Annotated in this window: 18 protein-coding genes; 14 read left to right on the top strand and 4 right to left on the bottom strand. The window is 41.3% G+C overall.

Annotation, left to right across the window (positions count from 1 at the left end):
* The first annotated feature begins 49 nt into the window (after positions 1-49).
* The 3 genes from IEV91_RS04680 (at position 50) to IEV91_RS04670 (ending at position 3542) form a co-directional block, all read left to right on the top strand.
* On the top strand, positions 50-1183 hold the full coding sequence (locus IEV91_RS04680; protein WP_188496257.1) for a zinc-dependent alcohol dehydrogenase: 1134 nt from the start codon (positions 50-52) through the stop codon (positions 1181-1183).
* 368 nt (positions 1184-1551) lie between these two features.
* Entirely contained in the window at positions 1552-2781 is a 1230-nt protein-coding gene (locus IEV91_RS04675; protein ID WP_188496256.1) for a CynX/NimT family MFS transporter, read from the top strand.
* A 2-nt stretch (positions 2782-2783) separates the two neighbouring features.
* Positions 2784-3542, top strand: coding sequence for a (S)-benzoin forming benzil reductase (locus tag IEV91_RS04670; protein WP_188496255.1), 759 nt, complete (start codon positions 2784-2786; stop codon positions 3540-3542).
* A gap of 380 nt (positions 3543-3922) precedes the next feature.
* Here IEV91_RS04670 and IEV91_RS04665 read toward each other — a convergent pair whose 3' ends face one another.
* A complete protein-coding gene (locus IEV91_RS04665; RefSeq protein ID WP_188496254.1) occupies positions 3923-4720 on the bottom strand; it encodes a sulfite exporter TauE/SafE family protein in 798 nt (265 codons plus the stop codon).
* Positions 4721-4871: 151 nt separating this feature from the next.
* Between IEV91_RS04665 and pheA the strand changes: the two genes are divergently transcribed.
* The 5 genes from pheA to IEV91_RS04640 all read left to right on the top strand — a co-directional run bounded on the left by pheA (position 4872) and on the right by IEV91_RS04640 (position 10773).
* Complete coding sequence (gene pheA, locus IEV91_RS04660; protein WP_188496253.1) at positions 4872-5720, top strand: prephenate dehydratase; 849 nt, start codon at positions 4872-4874, stop codon at positions 5718-5720.
* 299 nt (positions 5721-6019) lie between these two features.
* The gene (locus IEV91_RS04655) at positions 6020-7015 is read left to right on the top strand and encodes an LLM class flavin-dependent oxidoreductase (RefSeq protein WP_188496252.1); all 996 of its coding nucleotides are present in this window, start codon (positions 6020-6022) and stop codon (positions 7013-7015) included.
* Positions 7016-7032: 17 nt separating this feature from the next.
* Positions 7033-8670, top strand: coding sequence for a transglutaminase domain-containing protein (locus IEV91_RS04650; RefSeq protein WP_188496251.1), 1638 nt, complete (start codon positions 7033-7035; stop codon positions 8668-8670).
* Positions 8671-8948: 278 nt separating this feature from the next.
* Positions 8949-9284, top strand: a complete 336-nt coding sequence (locus IEV91_RS04645; protein ID WP_188496250.1) for a HepT-like ribonuclease domain-containing protein — start codon at positions 8949-8951, stop codon at positions 9282-9284.
* A gap of 256 nt (positions 9285-9540) precedes the next feature.
* Positions 9541-10773, top strand: a complete 1233-nt coding sequence (locus tag IEV91_RS04640; RefSeq protein WP_229745418.1) for an MFS transporter — start codon at positions 9541-9543, stop codon at positions 10771-10773.
* Between the two features lie 96 nt (positions 10774-10869).
* On the opposite strand, the gene IEV91_RS04635 is transcribed toward IEV91_RS04640, so the two are convergent.
* Together IEV91_RS04635 and IEV91_RS04630 are read right to left on the bottom strand one after the other, a co-directional pair.
* Positions 10870-12540, bottom strand: coding sequence for an ABC1 kinase family protein (locus IEV91_RS04635; protein ID WP_188496248.1), 1671 nt, complete (start codon positions 12538-12540; stop codon positions 10870-10872).
* Between the two features lie 24 nt (positions 12541-12564).
* A complete protein-coding gene (locus IEV91_RS04630) occupies positions 12565-12870 on the bottom strand; it encodes a phasin family protein (RefSeq protein ID WP_188496247.1) in 306 nt (101 codons plus the stop codon).
* A 147-nt stretch (positions 12871-13017) separates the two neighbouring features.
* Between IEV91_RS04630 and IEV91_RS04625 the strand changes: the two genes are divergently transcribed.
* The 5 genes from IEV91_RS04625 to IEV91_RS04605 all read left to right on the top strand — a co-directional run bounded on the left by IEV91_RS04625 (position 13018) and on the right by IEV91_RS04605 (position 18575).
* Complete coding sequence (locus IEV91_RS04625; RefSeq protein ID WP_188496377.1) at positions 13018-13734, top strand: metallophosphoesterase family protein; 717 nt, start codon at positions 13018-13020, stop codon at positions 13732-13734.
* A 70-nt stretch (positions 13735-13804) separates the two neighbouring features.
* Entirely contained in the window at positions 13805-14605 is an 801-nt protein-coding gene (locus IEV91_RS04620) for an SDR family NAD(P)-dependent oxidoreductase (protein WP_188496246.1), read from the top strand.
* A 76-nt stretch (positions 14606-14681) separates the two neighbouring features.
* Positions 14682-14831: a lmo0937 family membrane protein gene (locus tag IEV91_RS04615; RefSeq protein ID WP_188496245.1), complete on the top strand. Its 150-nt coding sequence runs from the start codon at positions 14682-14684 to the stop codon at positions 14829-14831.
* Positions 14832-15477: 646 nt separating this feature from the next.
* Positions 15478-17208, top strand: coding sequence for an ABC transporter ATP-binding protein (locus IEV91_RS04610; RefSeq protein ID WP_188496244.1), 1731 nt, complete (start codon positions 15478-15480; stop codon positions 17206-17208).
* 443 nt (positions 17209-17651) lie between these two features.
* Positions 17652-18575, top strand: a complete 924-nt coding sequence (locus IEV91_RS04605) for an aldo/keto reductase (RefSeq protein ID WP_188496243.1) — start codon at positions 17652-17654, stop codon at positions 18573-18575.
* Positions 18576-18957: 382 nt separating this feature from the next.
* On the opposite strand, the gene IEV91_RS04600 is transcribed toward IEV91_RS04605, so the two are convergent.
* A complete protein-coding gene (locus IEV91_RS04600) occupies positions 18958-19728 on the bottom strand; it encodes a class I SAM-dependent methyltransferase (protein WP_188496242.1) in 771 nt (256 codons plus the stop codon).
* 375 nt (positions 19729-20103) lie between these two features.
* Here IEV91_RS04600 and IEV91_RS04595 point away from each other — a divergent pair.
* Positions 20104-20636, top strand: a 533-nt coding sequence (locus IEV91_RS04595; RefSeq protein ID WP_188496241.1) for an IS110 family transposase, incomplete at its 3' end; no start/stop codon positions are given.

Below are 20636 nucleotides of genomic sequence, written 5' to 3'. Positions count from 1 at the left end.
CAGTTTGAGGCACACTTTAAAGAAAAAAGGATGTTTTTAAGGAGGAGCTATGAAAGCAGTCACATATCAAGGTGTTCATTCTGTCAGTGTAGAAAATGTGGATTTCCCGAAAATACAAGATAGAGAAGATGTCATTGTTAAGATAACTACCACAGCAATTTGCGGTTCAGATTTACATTTATATAAAGGCGATTTCCCACTTCCGAAAGGCTATATTATTGGTCATGAGCCAATGGGCATTGTTGAAGAGGTTGGTCCGGATGTGACAAGAGTTAAAAAGGGAGATCGAGTCGTTATTCCGTTTACTGTTGCTTGTGGCCACTGTCCTTATTGTGAACATCATTTAGAGAGTCAGTGTGATAACGCTAATCCACATTATGATTCAGGCGGTTATTTTGGTTATAGTGAAAAATATGGGAATTATCCTGGGGGACAAGCAGAATATCTCAGAGTCCCATTTGGTAACTATACACCCTTCCTCGTCCCGGAGAATTGTGAACTTGAGGATGAATCGTTAGTATTTTTATCGGATGTATTACCGACAGCTTGGTGGAGTGTTGAGCATGCGGGGGTTAAAAGCGGAGATACCGTCATTGTTCTAGGCTGTGGTCCGATTGGTCTTATGGCGCAACAATTTGCTTGGAAGAAAGGGGCAAAGCGCGTCATTGCTGTGGATTATTTAGATTATCGGCTCAAACATGCACACAAATTTAATCACGTAGAAACCTTTGATTTTACGAAAGAAAAGGATATGGGAGAAGTTTTAAAAGAGGCAACCAAAGGCGGCGCCGATGTTGTTATAGACTGTGTTGGGATGGATGGTAAAAAGTCTCCGTTGGAATTTATTGAGCAGAAATTAAAGTTGCAAGGAGGTACATTAGGGCCCATTCAAATCGCGACAAAAGCGGTGCGCAAATTTGGAACGGTCCAGATTACAGGTGTCTACGGGGGGCTTTATAATATGTTTCCTCTTGGAGCATTCTTCGCGAGAAATGTCACGTTGAAAATGGGGCAAGCCCCAGCGAGAGGGTATATGGAACAGCTTTATGAAAAAATAGTGAAGAAAGAAATTGAACCGACAAATATTATTTCTCACAAGCTTTCTCTGGATGATGCGGCACATGGCTATAAAATTTTTAACGATAGAGAAGATGACTGTATTAAAGTTGTTTTAAAGCCTTAATAGAGATAAGAGTGTTAAGCGTGAATAGTAGGGATACTGTTCACGCTTTTTTAAGAAAGCATAAAAATTTTGGCCATCAGGACTTGTGGATTTACGCGTTCAGAACGCTCGCTTTCCTCATGGCCACAGGACTAATGATACCGTTGCTCCTCTAGATTTTTTTACAAGGACGGGGTTTAGCACACAGTTTTTTATAATGTCAGTGTGATAACAGTAAAGACCTTATAAGCGTAACTTTGGCATCTGCCATAATTATTGGTGGGTGCCAAGTTTTTTAATGATCATAAAAAGTAAAAAGGTTGTTAATTGGTATTTTTCGCTTTAAGATTGGAGGGGTGAAAGATAATTGAATAAGGAAGGTTTAAAATATGAGCAATCATAATAATTCAGCAACAAGTCGCACGAAGTTGAGCACTTTTTTATTAGTCTTAGGGATTATTTTTGTTGCGGCGAACTTACGAACAGCTATTACAGGTGTAGGACCACTTATTGATGTTATTAAAGAGGACACAGGGTTATCGAGCGTGTTAGCAGGAATGTTAACCACCTTCCCTCTTCTAGCCTTTGCGGTGTTTTCGCCCCTCGCACCGGGAATTGCCCGTAAGATGGGAATAGAGCTTACATTGGCGCTGGGTTTAGTTGTTATTACAGCAGGGATTCTTATCCGTTATGTTGATTCATCAATAACCTTATTAATAGGTATGCTTTTAGCAGGGATTGGCATCACGATGGGCAATGTGTTATTGCCGAGTTTAATCAAACGGGACTTTCCTGGAAATGTGGGTCTGATGACAGGCATATACTCAATGTCGATGAACATTTGTGCGGCTATTGCATCGGGTATCAGTGTACCGATTTCACATGTCAATGGCTTTGGTTGGCGGGGTTCATTAGTCAGTTGGTCCATTTTGTCTATTGTGGCTTTCATTATTTGGCTTCCGCAATTAAGAAACAGACATGTGCCAAAGCATGTGGCTTCACAGACGAAGCTTTCTACTTCTTCATTAGCTTGGGCGGTCACTTTATTTATGGGACTACAATCGCTTTTATTTTATTCGAACGTCGCTTGGCTACCAGAGTTATTGCAGAGCAGAGGGTTATCGGCAGGGACTGCAGGATGGATGTTATCGCTCATGCAATTTGTCAGCTTACCCGCATCCTTTATCATCCCGGTATTAGCAGGGAAATTCGAGAATCAACGAAGGATTATCTTTTTTACCTTCCTTCTGTTTTTGATCGGTTATATTGGGTTATTGAGTAATGGAACAACCCTTACATGGTTATGGGTGATTTTAATCGGTGTTGCGGGTGGGGCAGCCATTAGTCTTGCTCTCGCATTATTTGGTTTGCGAACAGAAAATGCCAATGATGCCGCGAGACTTTCAGGAATGGCGCAATCCGTCGGCTATTTATTGGCGGCTGTAGGTCCTCTTTTATTTGGACTCTTTCACGATATGAGTCATTCTTGGACACTGCCACTGATCATGTTGATAGTGGCTACTTTATTACTCCTGTTTTTAGGATTAAAAGCTGGAAATAATGAAGTAATCACAGCTCCAAATCAAAAGCGCGAACAATTGAAAGTTGGGGAGGAATAAAAATGAAGCTTGCAGTTATCACGGGTGCCTCTAGAGGTTTAGGGGCTGCCATTGCGGAAGGATTTATAGATAAGGGTTATGGTCTAATTACAGTTTCACGACAGGAAAATGAAGCGCTGAAAAGGAAGGCAAGTGAAAGTCAATCACTCTATGCTCATTTTAACTGTGACTTGGCATCACCCGATCAACAATTATCGACTTTAGAGGCGATCATTCATTTGCTTCAAGAATGGGGAACCGCGGAGGCGCTCTATCTCATCAACAATGCGGGGGTTGTTGAGCCTATTGAAGTTGTTGGAGAAATGGGAACAGAGGACTTGCAGCGGCTGATGACGGTGAATATCCTCGCCCCAATGGTGATGACTAATGGCTTTGTGAAGGCCTTTACTCAGGAAAAACTTACTGTCGTCAATGTCTCATCTGGGGCAGCCCTACATCCTACGCATGGTTGGAGTGCTTATGGCAGCTCAAAAGCGGCAGTGAACTTATTCACAGAAACAGCGGCCTTAGAAGCTCAACATATTGATGCACCGCATACTTTTATCGCCTATAATCCCGGGATTATGGACACTGAAATGCAAGGTGTTATTCGTTCTAGTGGCAAGCAGGCGTTTAAGGATGTTGAGAAATTTCAAGGGTTTAAAGAGAATGGGCAATTAAGATCTCCTGAAGTTGTCGCTCAGGCACTCATTGATTTATTGATTGATAAGGATCCCGAGAACGGCAGGATTTACAATGTGAATGAGTTATTAGATAAATAATGATAAAGAAGCTGGGCAAAACCCAGTAAAATTAAAAGTGGTACCCGCCAAAATGAAGTGGGTACCACTCTTTTAATTAAAAAAGCATAAATTTTGTTTCCCAAGGACTCTAGTTTAGTCATCCGTGAGTCAGCGAGGCTGGGAACACACTTAGGATAAGTGTTCCGAATCTCGGGATCCACTTGATTACTGTCGAGGCATTATGTGAGTCCGCGACGCTCTTTTGTGAATTTCCCCTTGATTGGTGCGCCTCCTTGTTACTTTGCAATCTATATGGATGATGCATTTTATGATGGTTCAAGCCTTGCTCATTTTGTTTTGGAATCTTATTATTGTTTCCGGTTTTTTATTACACCAACATTTGCCTAAGAACTATATGTCTAAATCACCATTGAAATAGCGACAAGGACAAGGAGTCCTAAGTAGACTTTAGAGAAGATCTGATCAGGCAGGCGTTGTGCTAATCGCACCCCTATTGGCACGCCAATAAATCCACCGATGCCAATGCCGAAAAACGCCGGTAGAAAAATATACCCAAAACAAGAAGCTGGTAATGAAGATTGGGTTAGGCCCGTAAAGAGATTGCTTCCTGAACCGATGAGGGCGATGGGTAAACTTAAAGGTGTAGCGAGGGCAACAGCATTCAGCATCTTTAATCGACACTTTCTCAAATAAGGAACGGTAAAGACACTGCCCCCAATTCCGAGTAAGGTTGCGATAATCCCAATCACACCACCGACAACTGAATTCATGACAGGTCCAGGTAGTTTTATGGGTTCTGAATTGACTTGAATGAAGGACTTTTTAACAAAGGAAGAAATAATGGTGTAAAGGACAAAAATAATAAAGAGATAACGTAAAATAGCATCATCAAAGAAATGGCTGACCAAACCACCGATGAAAGCACCAACAGCAATTCCAGGGGCAAGCTTCCAAAAGATAGGCCATATGATGTTCTTTTTTCTATGATGTGACAGAGTGGAGTTCGTTGAATTAATGATCATGATCGCCAGTGAAGTCGCGACAGCCACATGCATGAGCAGGGTATCTGGAATGTCATGGCTAGGTAGTAGCCAATAAAGCACGGGAATAACGATAAGTCCGCCACCAAAGCCGAACATGCTTGAGAGAATGCCTGTTAAAATACCAACACCTAAGAATTCAAGTAATGCAATCACATTGGACCTCCTAAAAAAATTATAAGGATAAGATCTCTTATCATTATACAGTTTTGTTCGTATTGCCTTAAGCTTAGTATTTAAGATTTTCCTAGATTTTAAAAATCCTCTTGCGTTATAATGGATGAAAACATTAAAGGGAGCTCACATTGTGAAGGTTGCGTATTTAGGTCCTAAAGGAACATTTTCAGAAGAAGCAGCATACCGTTATTTTTCTTCGCAAAAGCCGGAATGGCAAATGTGCGAGACGATTTTTGATGTGTTAGAAGCTGTTCAAAAAAGCAATGTCGATAAGGGGATCGTTCCTATAGAAAATACGATAGAGGGCACGATCAACGTCACGATAGACGGTCTACTGTCTCAAGGCTTACATATCGAGGGAGAACTTATATTACCCATTGCTATGCATTTATTAGGAAATGAGGGAACTCGAGCCAGTGAAATAGAAGAAATTTGGTCGATTCCACCGGCGTTGGCTCAGTGTCAAGAATGTATTCATGAATTAAATGCAGAGGTGAAGCATTTTAATAGTACGGCCTCCGCCGCCCAAGCAGTGAGCGAGTCAGGAAGAAGTGATGTGGCGGCTATTGCTTCACAATGGGCAGCAGAAGTGTTTGATCTTATTCCACTTAAAAGTAATATTCAAGATAATCTGGTTAACCATACACGTTTTATCGTCTTAACGAAGGAACAACAAGAGGTTGAGCAGGCAACGAAAAGCATGCTTGTGATCTCTCCGGGCGAAGAGCGCCCGGGAGTATTGTCGGTGATTCTTAATGTTTTTTCATCACTTGCTATTAACTTAACATGGATAGAATCACGACCGACGAAAAAGAAGCTCGGCACCTACCGCTTTTTTGTTGAAGCGGAATTAGGCGCTGAAGAAGTCAACATGCAGAAGGCTATTACTATTTTAGAAACCCTTGGCCATGATGTGAAGGTATTAGGAAGCTATTACACAACCAAGCTTACAGAAAATAGGCCCAGTGGAAAGTTTTAAACTTAAAGGAAAAAGGATAATAAGTAGTTGAAAAGAGGGTGTCGGATATGGCCGATGCTCTTTTTGTATTTACCTATAAAGCTATTGCTCATCGTTTGAGTTGGAAGAGGGAAAGCGAAGGATTAAAAGGTAGTATAAAATCCGTGATACACTATTAAGAATAAGAGAATGGGGTATCCTATAGATAAAAGAATGGTATGGTAGTGAGTACAAATAGAATGTTATCCACATAGTCACAGGACTTTATCCACAATTCACATTTAAACTCATAAGCTATAATCGTAGAAAGAAGGCAGAGTATGAAATTAAGTATTCTTGATCAATCGCCAATCATGAGAGGAAGCAGTCCAAGAGAGGCTTTAGAGGCTTCGGTTACCTTAGCACAATTAGGGGAACAACTAGGTTATACGAGATATTGGGTGGCAGAACATCATGACATGGCAGGTCTTGCTTGTCCCGCACCTGAGGTTATGCTGAGTTATATCGGTGCCCATACGAAGACGATGCGTATTGGCTCGGGGGCTGTTTTGCTTCCTCACTATAAACCTTATAAAGTTGCGGAGACTTTTAATCTATTGGCAACACTATTTCCAGGTCGGATTGATTTAGGGGTTGGCAGGGCCCCTGGGGGATCTGCTGAGGCTTCCATCGCGCTTTCAGGAAATTTTTTAGAAAACGTTCGTCAAATGCCAGACAACCTGCAAGCACTTATTCATTTTTTAAACAATGATTTTCCTGCGGATGAGATGTTTTCGAAGATCAAAGCATCACCGCAGCCAGATGAGTCTCCTGAATTATGGCTTTTAGGAACGAGCAACAAGAGTGCCAAGCTTGCAGCGGAAAAAGGGACAGCGTACGCCTTCGGTCATTTTATGAGTGACGATGACGGTCCCAAATCAGTGGCTGATTATAAAAAAGACTTTCAAACCAATGGCCAATTCAAGCATCCACAAGCACTTGTGGCGGTCTCGGTGATCTGCGCAGAGACGACAAAGGAAGCTGAGGATATCGCCTATGCCGTTGCCATTGGCAACTTACAACGCGAGAAAGATTTTCGTCATGTCGGCTATCCCACTGTAGAAGAGGCGAAGGGCTATTCACTCTCTACTGATGAAAAAGAAAAGTTGCAGGAGTCAGCGAAGAAAGTCATTGTTGGTAATCCTGCACAGGTTAAAACAGAGCTGTTACAGTTGCAGGAGCGCTATCAAACTGAAGAATTGATGATTATTACATTAACACCGACTTATGAGGAACGCCTAAGATCTTACAGGCTTATAGCTGAAGAACTCCTATAGAAGGAAAGGAGAAGGGAATGAAAAAGCGACTGTCTCTGATAAGTGGTCTCGGCTTATTGATGATATGCTTGCTCGTGGGTTGTACACCTTTAGAGCAATTGAAATCACAAGGTGGTCCTTCGGCAGAAGAAACCAGTGGGAAACATCTGAATCCTATTGAACTCTCAGCCTATGCCAAAGACGTTGGTGCTCATCTTGAAGAACCTCAGGAGAATGCGTCTAAGGTGCAATCGGCTTTTACACTATCAGGCAAAATCAAGGATCAAGCTTTAAATGGCCAAAGGGTCTGGGTGAGGGTAACGGGTCCTCAACATGGAACCTTTGACTATTATATTCCGATAAAAAAGACGACTTTTAAACAAACGATCAGGCTTTTTGAGGGAAAAGGCCAGTATCAGGTGGTCATGAATCTTCCGAATAAGGGTCAAAAGAATAGCTTCTATGAAATGACGACCTTCAATGTCACCAATACGAGCTCAAAGATCACACGTGATATTGAAAAGACGCCAGATGCCCTAGACGCTGACTTGAAGCTCACTGCTCCGCTTGAAGGGTATAGTGAAGCCAAAGATAAGGTGAAGATACAAGGTCAGATCTCTGAAAAATACAATGGCCAGTATCTGATGGTTCAAGCAGAGAAGGATCAGAAGAAATGGGACACGATGGTGTTAGTGAATAGCGGCACATTTGCGACGGATTTTCCGCTTAAATATGGAGCAGGCAACAGCAAAATTACTGTCATGGTCCCCTATCCCAAACGAGAGCATTATTATTTAGATGGTGCCACTTTTATTGTGAATAACAGCTCAAAACAAGAAACGACGGCATCAATAGAGTATTTTCAAGATTACTTTGACGAGCATTATCAACTTGATGAACCGGTGGCCAGTGGTGAAAAGACAGGAAAAACCTTTCATATCTCAGGAACCTATGATGTGAAAGCGGGGAAAAATGCTAAAATTGATCAATTAATCGTTGAGGCAAAAAAAGGCAAGCTGACCTCAACTTATTTAATCCCGGCACAAGACGGTCGGTTTGCTGGTGACTTTTATTTGCGCTTCGGGTCCGGAAACTATCAGGTTACTGTTGCTATTCCTGATGATCCAGGAAGTTATCACTCCTATTTTAAATATAGTGGGATTGCTCAATTCTCAGTCACAAGTGATGCTAAGGATGAGCGCGATTTGCTTCCTTCACGGGGGATACAATCTGATGCCCCAGAAATTAAACAATTAGCCGCCACCTTAACAAAGGGAAAACCTGATCAAAAGTCTAAGGCCAAAGCAATTTATGACTACGTCGCCAAAAACGTCACCTATGATATGGATAAATATCACAAAGATCTCTTTAAATTGGATGATAGTGCGCTGCGCACACTCAGTACTAAAAAAGGTGTTTGTCAGGACTATGTATTTCTCACAGTCGCTTTATTGCGAGCAGCAGGGATTGAGTCTCATTATATTACCGGGGAAGCAGGAGGACGACATGCATGGGTAGAAGCCAAATTAAACGGTAAATGGGTGACTATGGATCCCACTTGGGGTTCAGGTTATGTACAAAACGATTCCTTTGTTAAGCACTATGATCCTTCCTATTTTGATCCTAACATGACCGAATTCAATAAAACCCATAAGCAAGAAGAGATTGTCTATTAAAAACTTGGCTTATCACCAAGCTTTAATGCAGAAAGCCAAAGTTGCTCTTATAAGGTCTCCCGGTCACGATAATCGGGAGGCCTTTTAATGACTTTAGGGGAAATGACAGTTATCCACTCCACACACAATGGTTATCCACAACGCTCATCAACCTATCCACATTGTCCACAAGGATCATGTTCTAGATGCGGTGATAAGGAATAGCGAGGTCATTGGTGAAGCTGCAAATAAATTGAGCCCAGAGCTTATTAACAATAATCCTGATGTTCCTTGGAGAGATGATTGGCATTAGAATTATTCTTATTCATGAGTATTTTGGTATTGATTTGAATATTGTATGGGTGGTTGCAACAAGCAATCTTCCTAGTATCCAACCGCAAATTCAAGTGATTTATGATGCTTTTATAGATAACTTATCCACATTATTAACAATAGTTACCCACAGTATCCACACCCTTGCAGAGAGAAGGAGAATTAAGTCTCCTATTGTAAATAGTGGGAAAAGTGTTATAATGGCTATAATCAAAATTAAAGGAGTGAAAGAGGCTTATGGATTTATCTGTTATTCGACTTTTGGTTTTGGCTTAAGACGGGAGACGTCTGTCTTTTTTTAGCCAAATACTGACTGCAGGATAGCGGAACGTAAGCTTCATTTCCTTTATACGTACGGTGTGTCTCTTATAATAGGAGGCCGATTGGAAAGGACAAAGCGACGGGAGCTTTGTTCTTTTTTATCGTTATTCTTGAATCTTAGAGTGCGTCCACAAGTTTGACCAAGCCCAAGACCTTCGTTCCCCTTTCCTGCAAGTCAGAATGTATCACTTAGCGGAAGCTCTTATAAGGGCAACCATTGTAGGAGAGGGGATTGTGATGAAACGTCTATATTTATATGCTTTCTTATCGGAATTATCTTTAGATCAATTTTTGTATTTTATTTATTTAGGCTCTTTGGGCTTTTCTTTGTCAGAGGTTGGGATTGGCTATGCCGTTTTCCAAATCACGAATCTTCTCACCGATATTCCGTTCAGCTTTTTAGCTGATCGCTTTGGGCGTAAAAAGTTTTTAATGATAGGCGCAGTATTAGAAGGTGTGAGTGTGGTATGCTTATTCTTTTTAAAAGCCGGTCATTTTCCACTCTATATTTTGTCCAGTGTTTTAATGGGAATGGCGATTACCTTAGTTTCCAATGTTGATCGGGCTTATGTGTATGATTACGTGGCACAGATTTCAAGGCACCGGTATGAAGCTGTACTGGCCAATTACTCATCCGTCGTCAATGTCAGTTTAATTGTAGGGGGTATCGCTGGGGGTCTTATCTCAACACTGCTGTCATTTAAATGGTTGTATGGGATCCAACTCTGTATCGTTGTGCTCACTTTAGGTTTGACCTTCACTTTGCCAAGGCTTCAGTCAGTGCCTTCTCCACAACAGACTGTAAATGATAAAATGGCGAGGCTTTGGTCAGAGGCGAAAGAGCTCTTGACCTTTTGGCGCTTGCTTCCAAAGATGTTTGTCATCTTTTTACTCGGTTGTGCGGGCTATTGGACGCTGTCGAGTCTTGTTGGACAGCTGGCAGAGCCTTACTATGCTCACGTCGGATTGAATAACATCGTAATTACTCTGGTGTTCACGGTGGCTAATGTTTTTGCGATTTTAGGCAATAAGTTGGCGAAGACGATAAGTCAGCGGTTGCACTTCCGCCGCTGGGTCATTATCACGCCATTGCTTTATGCTGGAGTTCTCTTTTTATTTATTGCCTCGGCGGGGACGGAATTGCCAAACATCGCTCTGATGAGTATGGCTATCTTTGCCCTGTTTTTGGGTAAAACACTGTCGGGTATCAATGAAGTGATGATTGATGGAAAAGTGATGGTGCTGGCTCCGGAAGCCTTTAAATCCACAACCATGTCAGCAATGGAATCAAGCATGGCCATTCTTTTAGCGGTCTTATTTCCGATGCTCGGTAAGATTCAAAATGAATGGGGCTATGGGGCCATGTTTACTACCTTAGCTGGATTGTTTATGCTATTGAGTGGTCTGGCAAAAGTATGGCGTAACCAGAAAAATGGCGAGGCCTTTTTACACCAAGCAAGTCGCCATTAAGTGAAGAAGAGAGAGAGGGGAGTACTGTGGAGTTATGCACATGATCCACAGTTTTTATCCACAGTATACACATTATCCACAATAGGTTTTCCCTCTCTATAATCTTCCCGAACGAAAAATAGAAAAAATCAGCCATAGGAACATAAGAATAACAATTACAATGCCAATGTCAACAATGGGAAAGAAGTCTAGAAAATGATTTCCAAAGGTCTTGGCAATAATGAGACCCATAATGATGATGCTACATGCGAGTAAGGTGACGCTAAAGGAAATACGATTGCCAATCCGATCTATTCTAAGTAAAAGTTTATCAATTTGTGGGAGTTCCATTTCAAGATGGACATCGCCACGATCGACCTTGATTAACACCTTCTTTAAGAGGCGAGGAAGTTTGAGAGTGTCACCGCTGATATCCTGAACGTTATCCCAAAGTTTTGAGAGCACATTTTTTGGATGGGCACGTTCTAAGAGTAGTTTTTTTCCGAACGGCTCGGCGAGATCAATAATACTGAGACGCTCATCTAGCGAAGTAACAATGCCTTCAAGGGTGATCAGTGCTTTGCCAAGAAGGGTATAATCTTTTGGTATGGTAATCTGATGCTTTTGTGTCACTTCAAATAAATCACTAATAGCTTCAGCGATATTAATTTTACTAAATGGAATATCGTAATATTTATCGCGTAATTGATCAAGATCATTCCTTAACTTGCCTTCATCAATTTCCTCTGGAACAATCGCCATGTTCAGTACAGTATGAAGAAGAATATCCGTGTTCTTACGCATTAGTCCTATAATGAGTGATGAGAAGTTGTTTTTCATCTCTTGGCTCAGAATACCCACTTGTCCAAAATCAATATAGGCAATCTTATTACCAGGCAAGAAAAAGAGATTTCCAGGGTGGGGATCACCATGATAGATACCTGTAACTAAGACTTGCTTAAGGAAGGAATTCACGAGGCGCTCGGCTAATAATTCTTTGTTAAAGGTGTCCTCTGGCAAGTCGGTTATATCGGTATATTTCTTCCCTTCAATAAATTCCATGGTTAAGATCTTTTTCGTTGAAAAGTCCCAATATACCCTTGGAATAATGATGGTATCATCATCTGTAAATTGTCTGGCGACTTTTTCAGCATTACGCCCCTCCTGAGAATAATCCATTTCACTCTTAATCGCTTCAGAGAGTTCATCGACAATATCTCTAAGCTGATACTGTTTGGCCCAAGCAAAGCGTTGTTCAACAAGTCGTGTTAAATCTCGTAAAATTTCTATGTCTGTCTCAATTTGTTTCTCTACATGGGGACGCCTAATCTTGACGGCGACCGTTTCTCCTGTCTTAAGAGTGGCCTTGTGCACTTGCCCGATGGAAGCCGCAGCAAGGCTTTTCCCACTAAAGGAGCTAAAAAGTTCTGAAGTAGGAGCGCCCAATTCGCTCTCAATAATGTGCTCAATCACAAGCGGATCGACGGGTTTGACATCATCCTGCAGCTTCCCTAGTTCAATCGTTAATTGTTTAGGAATAAGATCACCGCGAATACTTAAGAGTTGTCCAAGCTTCACGAAAGTAGGCCCGAGCTCTTCCATAAATAAGCGCAGTCTTTTCCCAACGGAAACGTGTTCTGATTCAAGACTCACCCTTATTTTCTTAATAGGGTTGGAAATTAAATGAAAGAGTCCAATTTCTTTCACGATATAGCCAAAACCAAATTTAACAAGGGCAGTGACGATCTCCCGATAGCGGTTGATATGGCGCATTCTTTTTTTGATCATGACCCTTCACCTGCAGTGGGCTAGTTAACCCTTAAGATTTTCAAGTTTTTCTTCAAGCACTTTGACTTGTTCTTTGAGTTCGTTAAATTCTTCTTGGGTGACGAAACCAAGCTTTTTGAAGGATGTTTGGATTTCTTCTCGGAAATTGTCACTCCAATCTTCTTGTTTGCCTCGTCCTTTTTCACTTAATTCTTCTAACATTTTTCGTGCCTCTTGGGGGGCAAGCTCGCCATTTTTTACGAAGTCTTTAATGTATTTCTCTGCTTTTTCTTTACTCGCGATCGTGGCGCCAAGGCCTAAGTAAAATCCCTTTTTGATCAATTCGTTCATGTCCATCTTCCTTTCTGCTTTAAGGAAATTTCTTTATTACTATAGGTATACCCGAAATTCGGTGAAGAATATCGTCTATTTTGTGAAATGATATGAAATGATGCTAAACTATTCCTAACACAAAATAAGAGGGAGTTGAAGTTGCTTATGAAAGTCGCCTTTCTATCTGATATCCATGGTAATGCGGTGGCCCTAGAAGCTGTATTGGCTGATATTGAAACCCAGCACGTTGACCAACTTTATGTACTCGGTGATCTCTGCTTTAGAGGGCCTGAGCCGAAACGCGCACTCGACATCGTACGTACGTTACAGGTGCCCATCATCAAGGGAAATGCTGATGAATGGATTGTTCGTGGTGTGAAGCAAGGCGAAGTCCCTGATCCCGCCTTTGACATCATGACTCAAGAACGGGAGTGGGCGAGAGCGCAATTGACCCAGGAGGATACTGAATTTCTTAAGAAGTTACCTGGCGACATAAAGGCATCTTTAGATCATGCGCTTCATGTGCATGCTTTCCACGCTACTCCTCATAGTTTATTCAAAAATGTTCTTCCCAATGCTTCGGAGCAAGAGATTCTTCAGACGCTGTGTACGGAAGAGGCCGATCTCTACGTGTATGGACATATTCATAAGGCTTACATCAAATACATTGAGGGGAAATGTATTTTAAATCTTGGGAGTGTTGGTTTACCTTTTGATGGTCCGCGCGCCTCTTATGCGATTGTGGAAGTAAAGGATAGACGGCTACACGCCACCATTGAGAAAGTCCCTTATGATATTGAAAAAGTCATTCAGCTCTATCAAAACTCTGATTATCCTAACAAAGAAATGATGATGGAAGTGATAAGGACTGGAAAACTGTAATTCATGAGGGTTTGTTTTATAGGGAAGAGGGGAAATACCTGACTAAAATAGATAAAGGGAGTGATCACTGGTGGAATTCGGATTAATGGGTAAAACAGCGATTGTCACTGGAGGAAGTAAAGGGATTGGACGAGCCATTGCTATAGCTTTAGCAGCTGAAGGTTGTAAGGTCGTCATTTGTGGCCGTGGAGAGGCAGCGTTGAATGAGACGAAGCAGAGGATTGAGGGACAAGGCGGTGAGGTCTTTGCCGTTCAAGCGGATTTAACGAAGCAGGAGGATGTTGATCGGTTGATTTCAGAGACGATCAGTCATTATCATACCCTTGATATTTTGGTGAATAATGCGGGCATTGTTGGTGGCTTCTTTGATTTTGAAGCTTTATCAGTGGAAGACTGGGAGGAGGTTTTCAATGTAAATCTTTTTGGTATGGTTAGAGTGACAAAGGCTGCACTTCCTTATATGAAGAAGGAAGCGAGTACGCGGATTATCAATATCAGCTCGGAATCAGGGATACAACCCGATCCGTTTATGCCCCATTACAATGCTTCAAAGGCAGCGATTATCAATTTTACAAAAAGCCTGTCCAAGGCCTATGCTAAAGATGGGATCTTGGTGAATACTGTCTCACCAGCTTTTGTGATGACACCATTATTAGAAGACAATTTAAAGGCTGATGCTGAGGAGCAGAATATCACCTTTGATGAAGCTGTTCAACAATTCTTAGAAAAGAACCGCCCTCATATAGAAGTGAAGCGCCCAGGGCGACCAGAGGAAGTGGCTGATGCAGTGGTTTTTCTCGCTTCAAATAAAGCTTCTTTTATAACTGGAGAAAATATTCGTGTGGATGGCGGCTCGGTTGCCAGTCAATAACATGTCTTGCTATCCCTACTGTGGTTGGGCAATGGGGATTTAGGATAGACTCTTGTAAGAAGGAGTGATTTTGTCAATGCTTTGGACAATTATCGGGATTCTCCTCCTTTTATGGCTCCTAGGCCTGGTTTTTCACTTATTAGGGGGACTTATCCATATTCTTTTAGTGATTGCGATTATCGTCTTTATCATTTACATGGTCAAACGAATATTTTCACGTGATTAGCCTCATTGCCTTCAGGAATGAGGTTTTTTTATAAATTGACGGTGTTAATCTCCGCTTCAGAGCGCTCGCTTTCCTCATGCCACAGGAAGTGGGTAGGATCGGTGTTGTCACAGGACGTGACGATTTTAGCCGATTGTCCTTAGCGGCCTCAGCTAATTTTGGAATGGACTCTTTGTGTTCCAAGTATTTATGAATAAAAACCCCTGTTCCTGCGTCTACAAGTATTGCTTCGAAGTCAGTTTTCTCGGAACAACTCGAAGTGTATTCGTGAAGTAACGCTGGTTGCTGTTTCCGAAGGAGTCTCGCGTCTTCCACTCCAATCAACTTGATTGCAGACGATGCCTTGGTATAAGAAACTTTTTCAGACCTAACTTCATCTTTGCCCGGTTTTTCTTGAAAGATCAGAAAGTATAAAATTCTGGTCATCAGGACGGTGTGGGATTTCCGCCTTCCGCTTCAGAACGCTCGCTTTCCGGATCCCACAGGACTAAGAAAAGCTTTTTCAAGAAAACTTTCAGACCAAATATAAATCTTAATATTTTTTTAGTATATATCAATTTTTTATTATGAATCTCCTTCTTTATACGCTATAATTGAGAAATGTTATCACTTTAATTTTAATACGTATAGAGTGAGGGGGATGCCTGTGATACGACGATTTTTTTCTTACTATAGGCCTTATAAAAGATTATTTATTATAGATTTTACCTGCGCGGTTATTGCTGGGATTCTTGAATTGGCTTTTCCGCTTGCGGTCAATAAAGTGATCGACAAACTCTCGGAGGGCAATCACTGGACGTTTATTGTTTGGGCCTGTATCGGGTTGTTTGCGATGTACACCATAAATACGGGCTTACAGTATATTGTGACCTATTGGGGACATAAATTGGGTATCAATATTGAAACAGATATGCGCAAGCGTTTGTTCGATCATATTCAAAAACTTTCTTTCCGTTTTTTTGATAATAATAAGACCGGGAACCTACTGTCACGTTTGACCAATGATTTGTTTGAGATTGGTGAGGTGGCTCACCATGGACCTGAGGATGTTTTTATCGCAATCATGACATTACTTGGAGCTTTCGTGATGATGCTGCTGACGAACTGGAAACTTGCTGTAATGACTTTTGTCATCATTCCGTTTCTCACTTGGCTCATCATTTTCTGTAATAAAATGATGACGAAAACCTTTCGTAATATGCACCAAGACGTCGCTGATTTTAGTTCTCGAGTGGAAAATACCATCGGTGGGATCCGTGTGGTCCAAGCCTTTTCTAACGAGGAGCATGAAAGAGAACGCTTTGCTGTTAGAAATCAAATTTTGCGGAGAACAAAACTTAAATCTTATAAAATTATGGGCTTAAGCACTTCGGTGAGTTATATGATGATGCGCTTTATGACCCTGTTTGTTTTGATTTGTGGCACATGGTTTGTCATTCATGGGCAGCTCTCTTATGGGGAGTTTGTGGGGTTCATTTTGTTAACGAATGTTTTCTTTCGACCTGTTGAGAAGATTAATGCGGTTATTGAAAGTTATCCGAAAGGGATTGCTGGCTTTAAACGATTTACTGAGATTCTTGATACAGAGCCTGATGTGCAAGATCGCCCGGGGGCAGTGGATGTCGAAAACGTATCCGGCAATATTGACTATCATCAAGTGACCTTTGGTTATGAGACAGGGAAAAAGGTGCTTGATGGCGTCGATTTAGCGATTAATGCGGGTGAGACCATTGCCTTTGTAGGTCCTTCAGGGGCAGGGAAATCCACATTATGTACTTTGCTGCCAAGATTCTATGAACTGGATTCTGGACAAATCACCATTGATGGCATGGATATTCGTGACATGACCTTGTCCTCATTACGGAAACAAATCGGGATTGTACAGCAAGATGTTTTCCTTTTCTCAGGAACGATTCGCGAAAACATTGCTTATGGGAAGCTTGATGCGACTGATGATGAAATTTGGGAAGCCGCGAGAAGGGCGCAACTGGAAACCTTTATTCATTCACAGGCTGAAGGGATAGACACCATCATCGGTGAGCGCGGGGTTAAGCTTTCTGGAGGACAAAAACAAAGACTCTCTATTGCTCGGATGTTCTTGAAAAATCCTCCGATTTTGATTCTTGATGAGGCAACCTCTGCTCTTGATACGGAAACAGAAGCCCTTATTCAAAAGGCGCTTATGGAACTGGCTGAAGGAAGGACTACGCTTGTCATTGCCCATCGCTTAGCAACGATCAAGCACGCCGATCGTATTATAGTGGTGACAGAAGAAGGCATCAGCGAGCAGGGCCGTCACGAAGAGTTACTAGCAACCGGTGGTTTGTATAGTAAACTCCACCAAGCGCAATTTGGCGATGTTCAGGTGAATTCTTGACGAAAATGGACTTGCGAGCCTCTGTTTATTGTCTGTATATAAATGGATAGATCTCACAGTGTTTATAGACACGCCATTGGATTGTACAATGGCGTGTTGTTTAGTATATGAAATTAAAGGGAGGAGTCTAGTGATAAGAAGGAGAGAATGCCATTTCAAGAGCAAGACGGACTTTTTTTAGATTGAAAAGGCGATTAAACCTCACTTAGACATGGATATTAATTGAGTATTTATAGCTTAGGAGAGAAACAGGTACACTAAAGTTTACATAGTAGGAATATTCATATTATTTGTCGGGAAATAATTTTATAAAGTCCTACTTTTCTTATTCTATCAAGGTTTCCTTTGGGAAATATCAGATCAGATGCAATTCTCTAAGGGTCGTACTATACTATATAGAAACTAGAAATAAGTAGGAAAAATATCTGGCGAGGAGTGGTTTCATGGATTATACTCAGCTTAAAAAGACGGACATGAAGATTTCGACCATTGGACTGGGAACTAATAAAGTCGGTGGACATAACTATTTTAAAGATCTCAGTGAAAAAGAGGGCAAGGATTTTGTTAAAGAAGCTATTAACCTAGGTATTAATTTTCTTGATACAGCAGATGTTTATGGGCATGGGCGTTCAGAGGAGCTTATTGGAGAAGTGCTCAAGGAGATTTCGACAAGACGAGACGAGTTGATTATTGCGACTAAGGGCGCTAACCAATGGGATAATGCCGGTAATGTTAAAGTCAATAATCATCCCGATTATCTCCGGTCGGCTTTAGAAGCAAGTTTGAAACGATTAGGCACAGATTATGTCGACTTATATTATCTTCATTTTCCAGACAATGTGACGCCACTAGCGGAATCTTTAGGTGAACTGACGCGCCTGAAAGAAGAAGGCAAGATCAGAGCGATTGGAGTTTCCAATCTTAATATTGACCAATTAAAAGAAGCCGATCAGGTCGCTGAGGTTGTTGCACTCCAGTCGGGATATAATATGATTGATCGTTCTGTAGAAACTGATGTTCTTCCTTATTGTGCAGAAAATAATATTAGCTTTATTCCTTATTTCCCTTTAGCTGCTGGTTTATTAAGCGGAAAATATACTACGAAGACGACCTTTGAAGAAGGCGATTCTCGCAAGCAGAGATTTACACCTGAGAAGTTAGCTAAAGCCGAGCAGCTGAAGGCTTTTGCAGATTCAAAAAATACGACATTGCCGAACTTTGCCTTGGCTTGGTTATTGGCGCAAAAAGGGGTGGACGCCGTTATTCCAGGAGGAAGAAACCCAGAACAAATTCAAGGGGTTGTCCAAGCTCTTGAGGTTAAATTAACACCATCTGAACTTCAAGCGATTGCTGAAATTTTAAACTAAGATTTAGAACGGATTCCTAATGAGGGAATCCGTTTTTTAAAAGAATAAGAAAGTATAAGCCGTCGAAGCAATAAAGAGATCGGTAGAAAAATTTGTCTTCTCTGATAAGGACTTGGCGGAAGCCAAGTTTTTCTCAGGAGTTAGTAAATATAGGCTACCTAAAGAATAAAGAGTATGATTAGAAAAATTGTCTTGGTACGGGGAGTTAGAACAGACAACAGTCAGAGAGCCGGAATAGGTCGGAAGATAAGTCAATTTCCGGATAGATAAAATCTAGAGAACGAAGTAGAGTCCGTAGAGAAGCCGTCTTCGGACAGATAAACGGCTAGGAAACTTAGAAGAGTCTAAAGCCGCCCCAGCAGATATCAGCAAGAGGAATGAGTTAAGCCTTAATAGCTTTAAGGACCATTGCTTCACCTGTAAAAGAGAGCACGCGATCGTCCGTCATTTGAATTTGAAACTTTTGCTTAAGTTGATCTGGCACATGCAGGATGAAAGTATTAAGCTTTTCTTTTGTAGCGGGAGTGACTTGCATGCGTTCGCACCAACTATCAAACTCAAAGGTTTTTTCAAAACGGTGAAAGACCTCAATATTGAAGCCGACTGCTTCAAGTTTTTGAATCCACTCCGTTTTTTTCCACGCCCGGAAGTGACTATAATCACGCTCTTTTTCTATTGTATTATAAAATTGGTCACTTTTTTCATCCTCAGGGGCGATGTTATCGTCGAGCAAAAATTGCCCACCTGGTTTTAGCGTGCGATAAACTTCAGTAATAAACTGATCGATGTGAGGGAAGTGATGGGGCGCGATTCTACAGGTTATGATGTCAAAAGCATCCTCTGCAAAGGGAAGAGCTTCCGCATCGCCTTCAACAAAATTTACATTCTGAAAGCCATTGCTCTCGATAAAGTCTTTTGCGACGGCAAGCATTTCTGGTGTAAGGTCGAGTGCTGTGACCTCTTGGACAAAGGGAGCAAAGGCATTAGCCGTATGGCCACCGCCCGTGGCGACATCAAGGAGTTTTTCTTTACCTTTGATATTAGCGATTTCTAATAATAGTGAGAGATCTTTTCCTAACTTATGAAGGTCACTACTAACATAGGCTTTTGCACTACGTCCAAATTGACTCTGAACATCTTTTTTGGTTGTCATCCTCATCACTCCTTATTACGGTTATCATACTCTCAATCTAATCAATAAGTAAAATAAAAATAGATTATCCATGTTAATAAGGAAAACTTATTTAAAGAGAACCAGGGAAACAAAAACATACTAAGATTAGTGGGTAAGGTCATCGACGGATGACTTTACCCACTATTTTTCTTTTTAGAGTTATAGTGAGAAGTGAAAGAAAGCTCGACCACAACCTCAGGGATTTCGAATCCGAAACATAAACTGAGCTTCTTCACTTTCATTTTTGAATCAGATTTAAGTATGTTGGGGCCATGGAGCTCGTGTATAGGAAATTGGAATCGAAATGAATAAGTGAAGATCTTTCAAAATGATCAAGAAGAGAGAGGAAAAACATTGGGATTAGTAATTGCTTTAGATATTTCTATGGGGAAAAGCTACAAAGTGCTATACGATGGTCAAAATTGCCTTTCGGAGGGGGAAATCCTTCACAATGAGAGCGGGTTCCAAACATTGCTTGACGAGATCCGAAACCTTTCTGAAAAACCTATTCTCGTTTTTGAATCGACAGGTATTTACTCAAAACCAGTTGAAATCTTTTGTCGAGAAAACCAATTGCGTTATTGCTTATTAAATCCTCTTGTAGCAAAAAAGCAACTAGAACAAGGAACCTTGAGGAGCTGGAAAACAGACAAACATGACGCCCACAAATTAGCACAAGCCCATCAAAAAAATGATCGACCAGAAAAAATACAACAGCCGGAAATTTATAATGAAATCCGTGACCTTTCTCGGTTCTATCAAGAAGTAGAAGAAGAAATAAAACGTACACGGATGCACTTGCATAATGCACTTCAATTAAACTTTCCAGAACTTGAACTATTCTTTTCAAGTAGGATTACGCCATATGCCCTAACATTGATTGGCTT

This window comes from Pullulanibacillus pueri (genome assembly GCF_014639255.1).
GTDB classification, from domain to species: domain Bacteria; phylum Bacillota; class Bacilli; order Bacillales; family Sporolactobacillaceae; genus Pullulanibacillus; species Pullulanibacillus pueri.
The sequence above is the reverse complement of the archived record's forward strand: the minus strand, read 5'-3'. Positions and strand labels throughout refer to the sequence as shown.

Bases quoted from the DNA above. Each gene is read 5' to 3' on its own strand.
- IEV91_RS04680 (WP_188496257.1), top strand. From the start codon at position 50: ATGAAAGCAGTCACATATCAAGGTGTTCATTCTGTCAGTGTAGAAAAT.
- IEV91_RS04675 (WP_188496256.1), top strand. From the start codon at position 1,552: ATGAGCAATCATAATAATTCAGCAACAAGTCGCACGAAGTTGAGCACT.
- IEV91_RS04670 (WP_188496255.1), top strand. From the start codon at position 2,784: ATGAAGCTTGCAGTTATCACGGGTGCCTCTAGAGGTTTAGGGGCTGCC.
- IEV91_RS04655 (WP_188496252.1), top strand. From the start codon at position 6,020: ATGAAATTAAGTATTCTTGATCAATCGCCAATCATGAGAGGAAGCAGT.
- IEV91_RS04650 (WP_188496251.1), top strand. From the start codon at position 7,033: ATGAAAAAGCGACTGTCTCTGATAAGTGGTCTCGGCTTATTGATGATA.
- IEV91_RS04645 (WP_188496250.1), top strand. From the start codon at position 8,949: ATGATTGGCATTAGAATTATTCTTATTCATGAGTATTTTGGTATTGAT.
- IEV91_RS04640 (WP_229745418.1), top strand. From the start codon at position 9,541: ATGAAACGTCTATATTTATATGCTTTCTTATCGGAATTATCTTTAGAT.
- IEV91_RS04635 (WP_188496248.1), bottom strand. From the start codon at position 12,540: ATGATCAAAAAAAGAATGCGCCATATCAACCGCTATCGGGAGATCGTC.
- IEV91_RS04630 (WP_188496247.1), bottom strand. From the start codon at position 12,870: ATGAACGAATTGATCAAAAAGGGATTTTACTTAGGCCTTGGCGCCACG.
- IEV91_RS04625 (WP_188496377.1), top strand. From the start codon at position 13,018: ATGAAAGTCGCCTTTCTATCTGATATCCATGGTAATGCGGTGGCCCTA.
- IEV91_RS04615 (WP_188496245.1), top strand. From the start codon at position 14,682: ATGCTTTGGACAATTATCGGGATTCTCCTCCTTTTATGGCTCCTAGGC.
- IEV91_RS04605 (WP_188496243.1), top strand. From the start codon at position 17,652: ATGGATTATACTCAGCTTAAAAAGACGGACATGAAGATTTCGACCATT.
- IEV91_RS04600 (WP_188496242.1), bottom strand. From the start codon at position 19,728: ATGACAACCAAAAAAGATGTTCAGAGTCAATTTGGACGTAGTGCAAAA.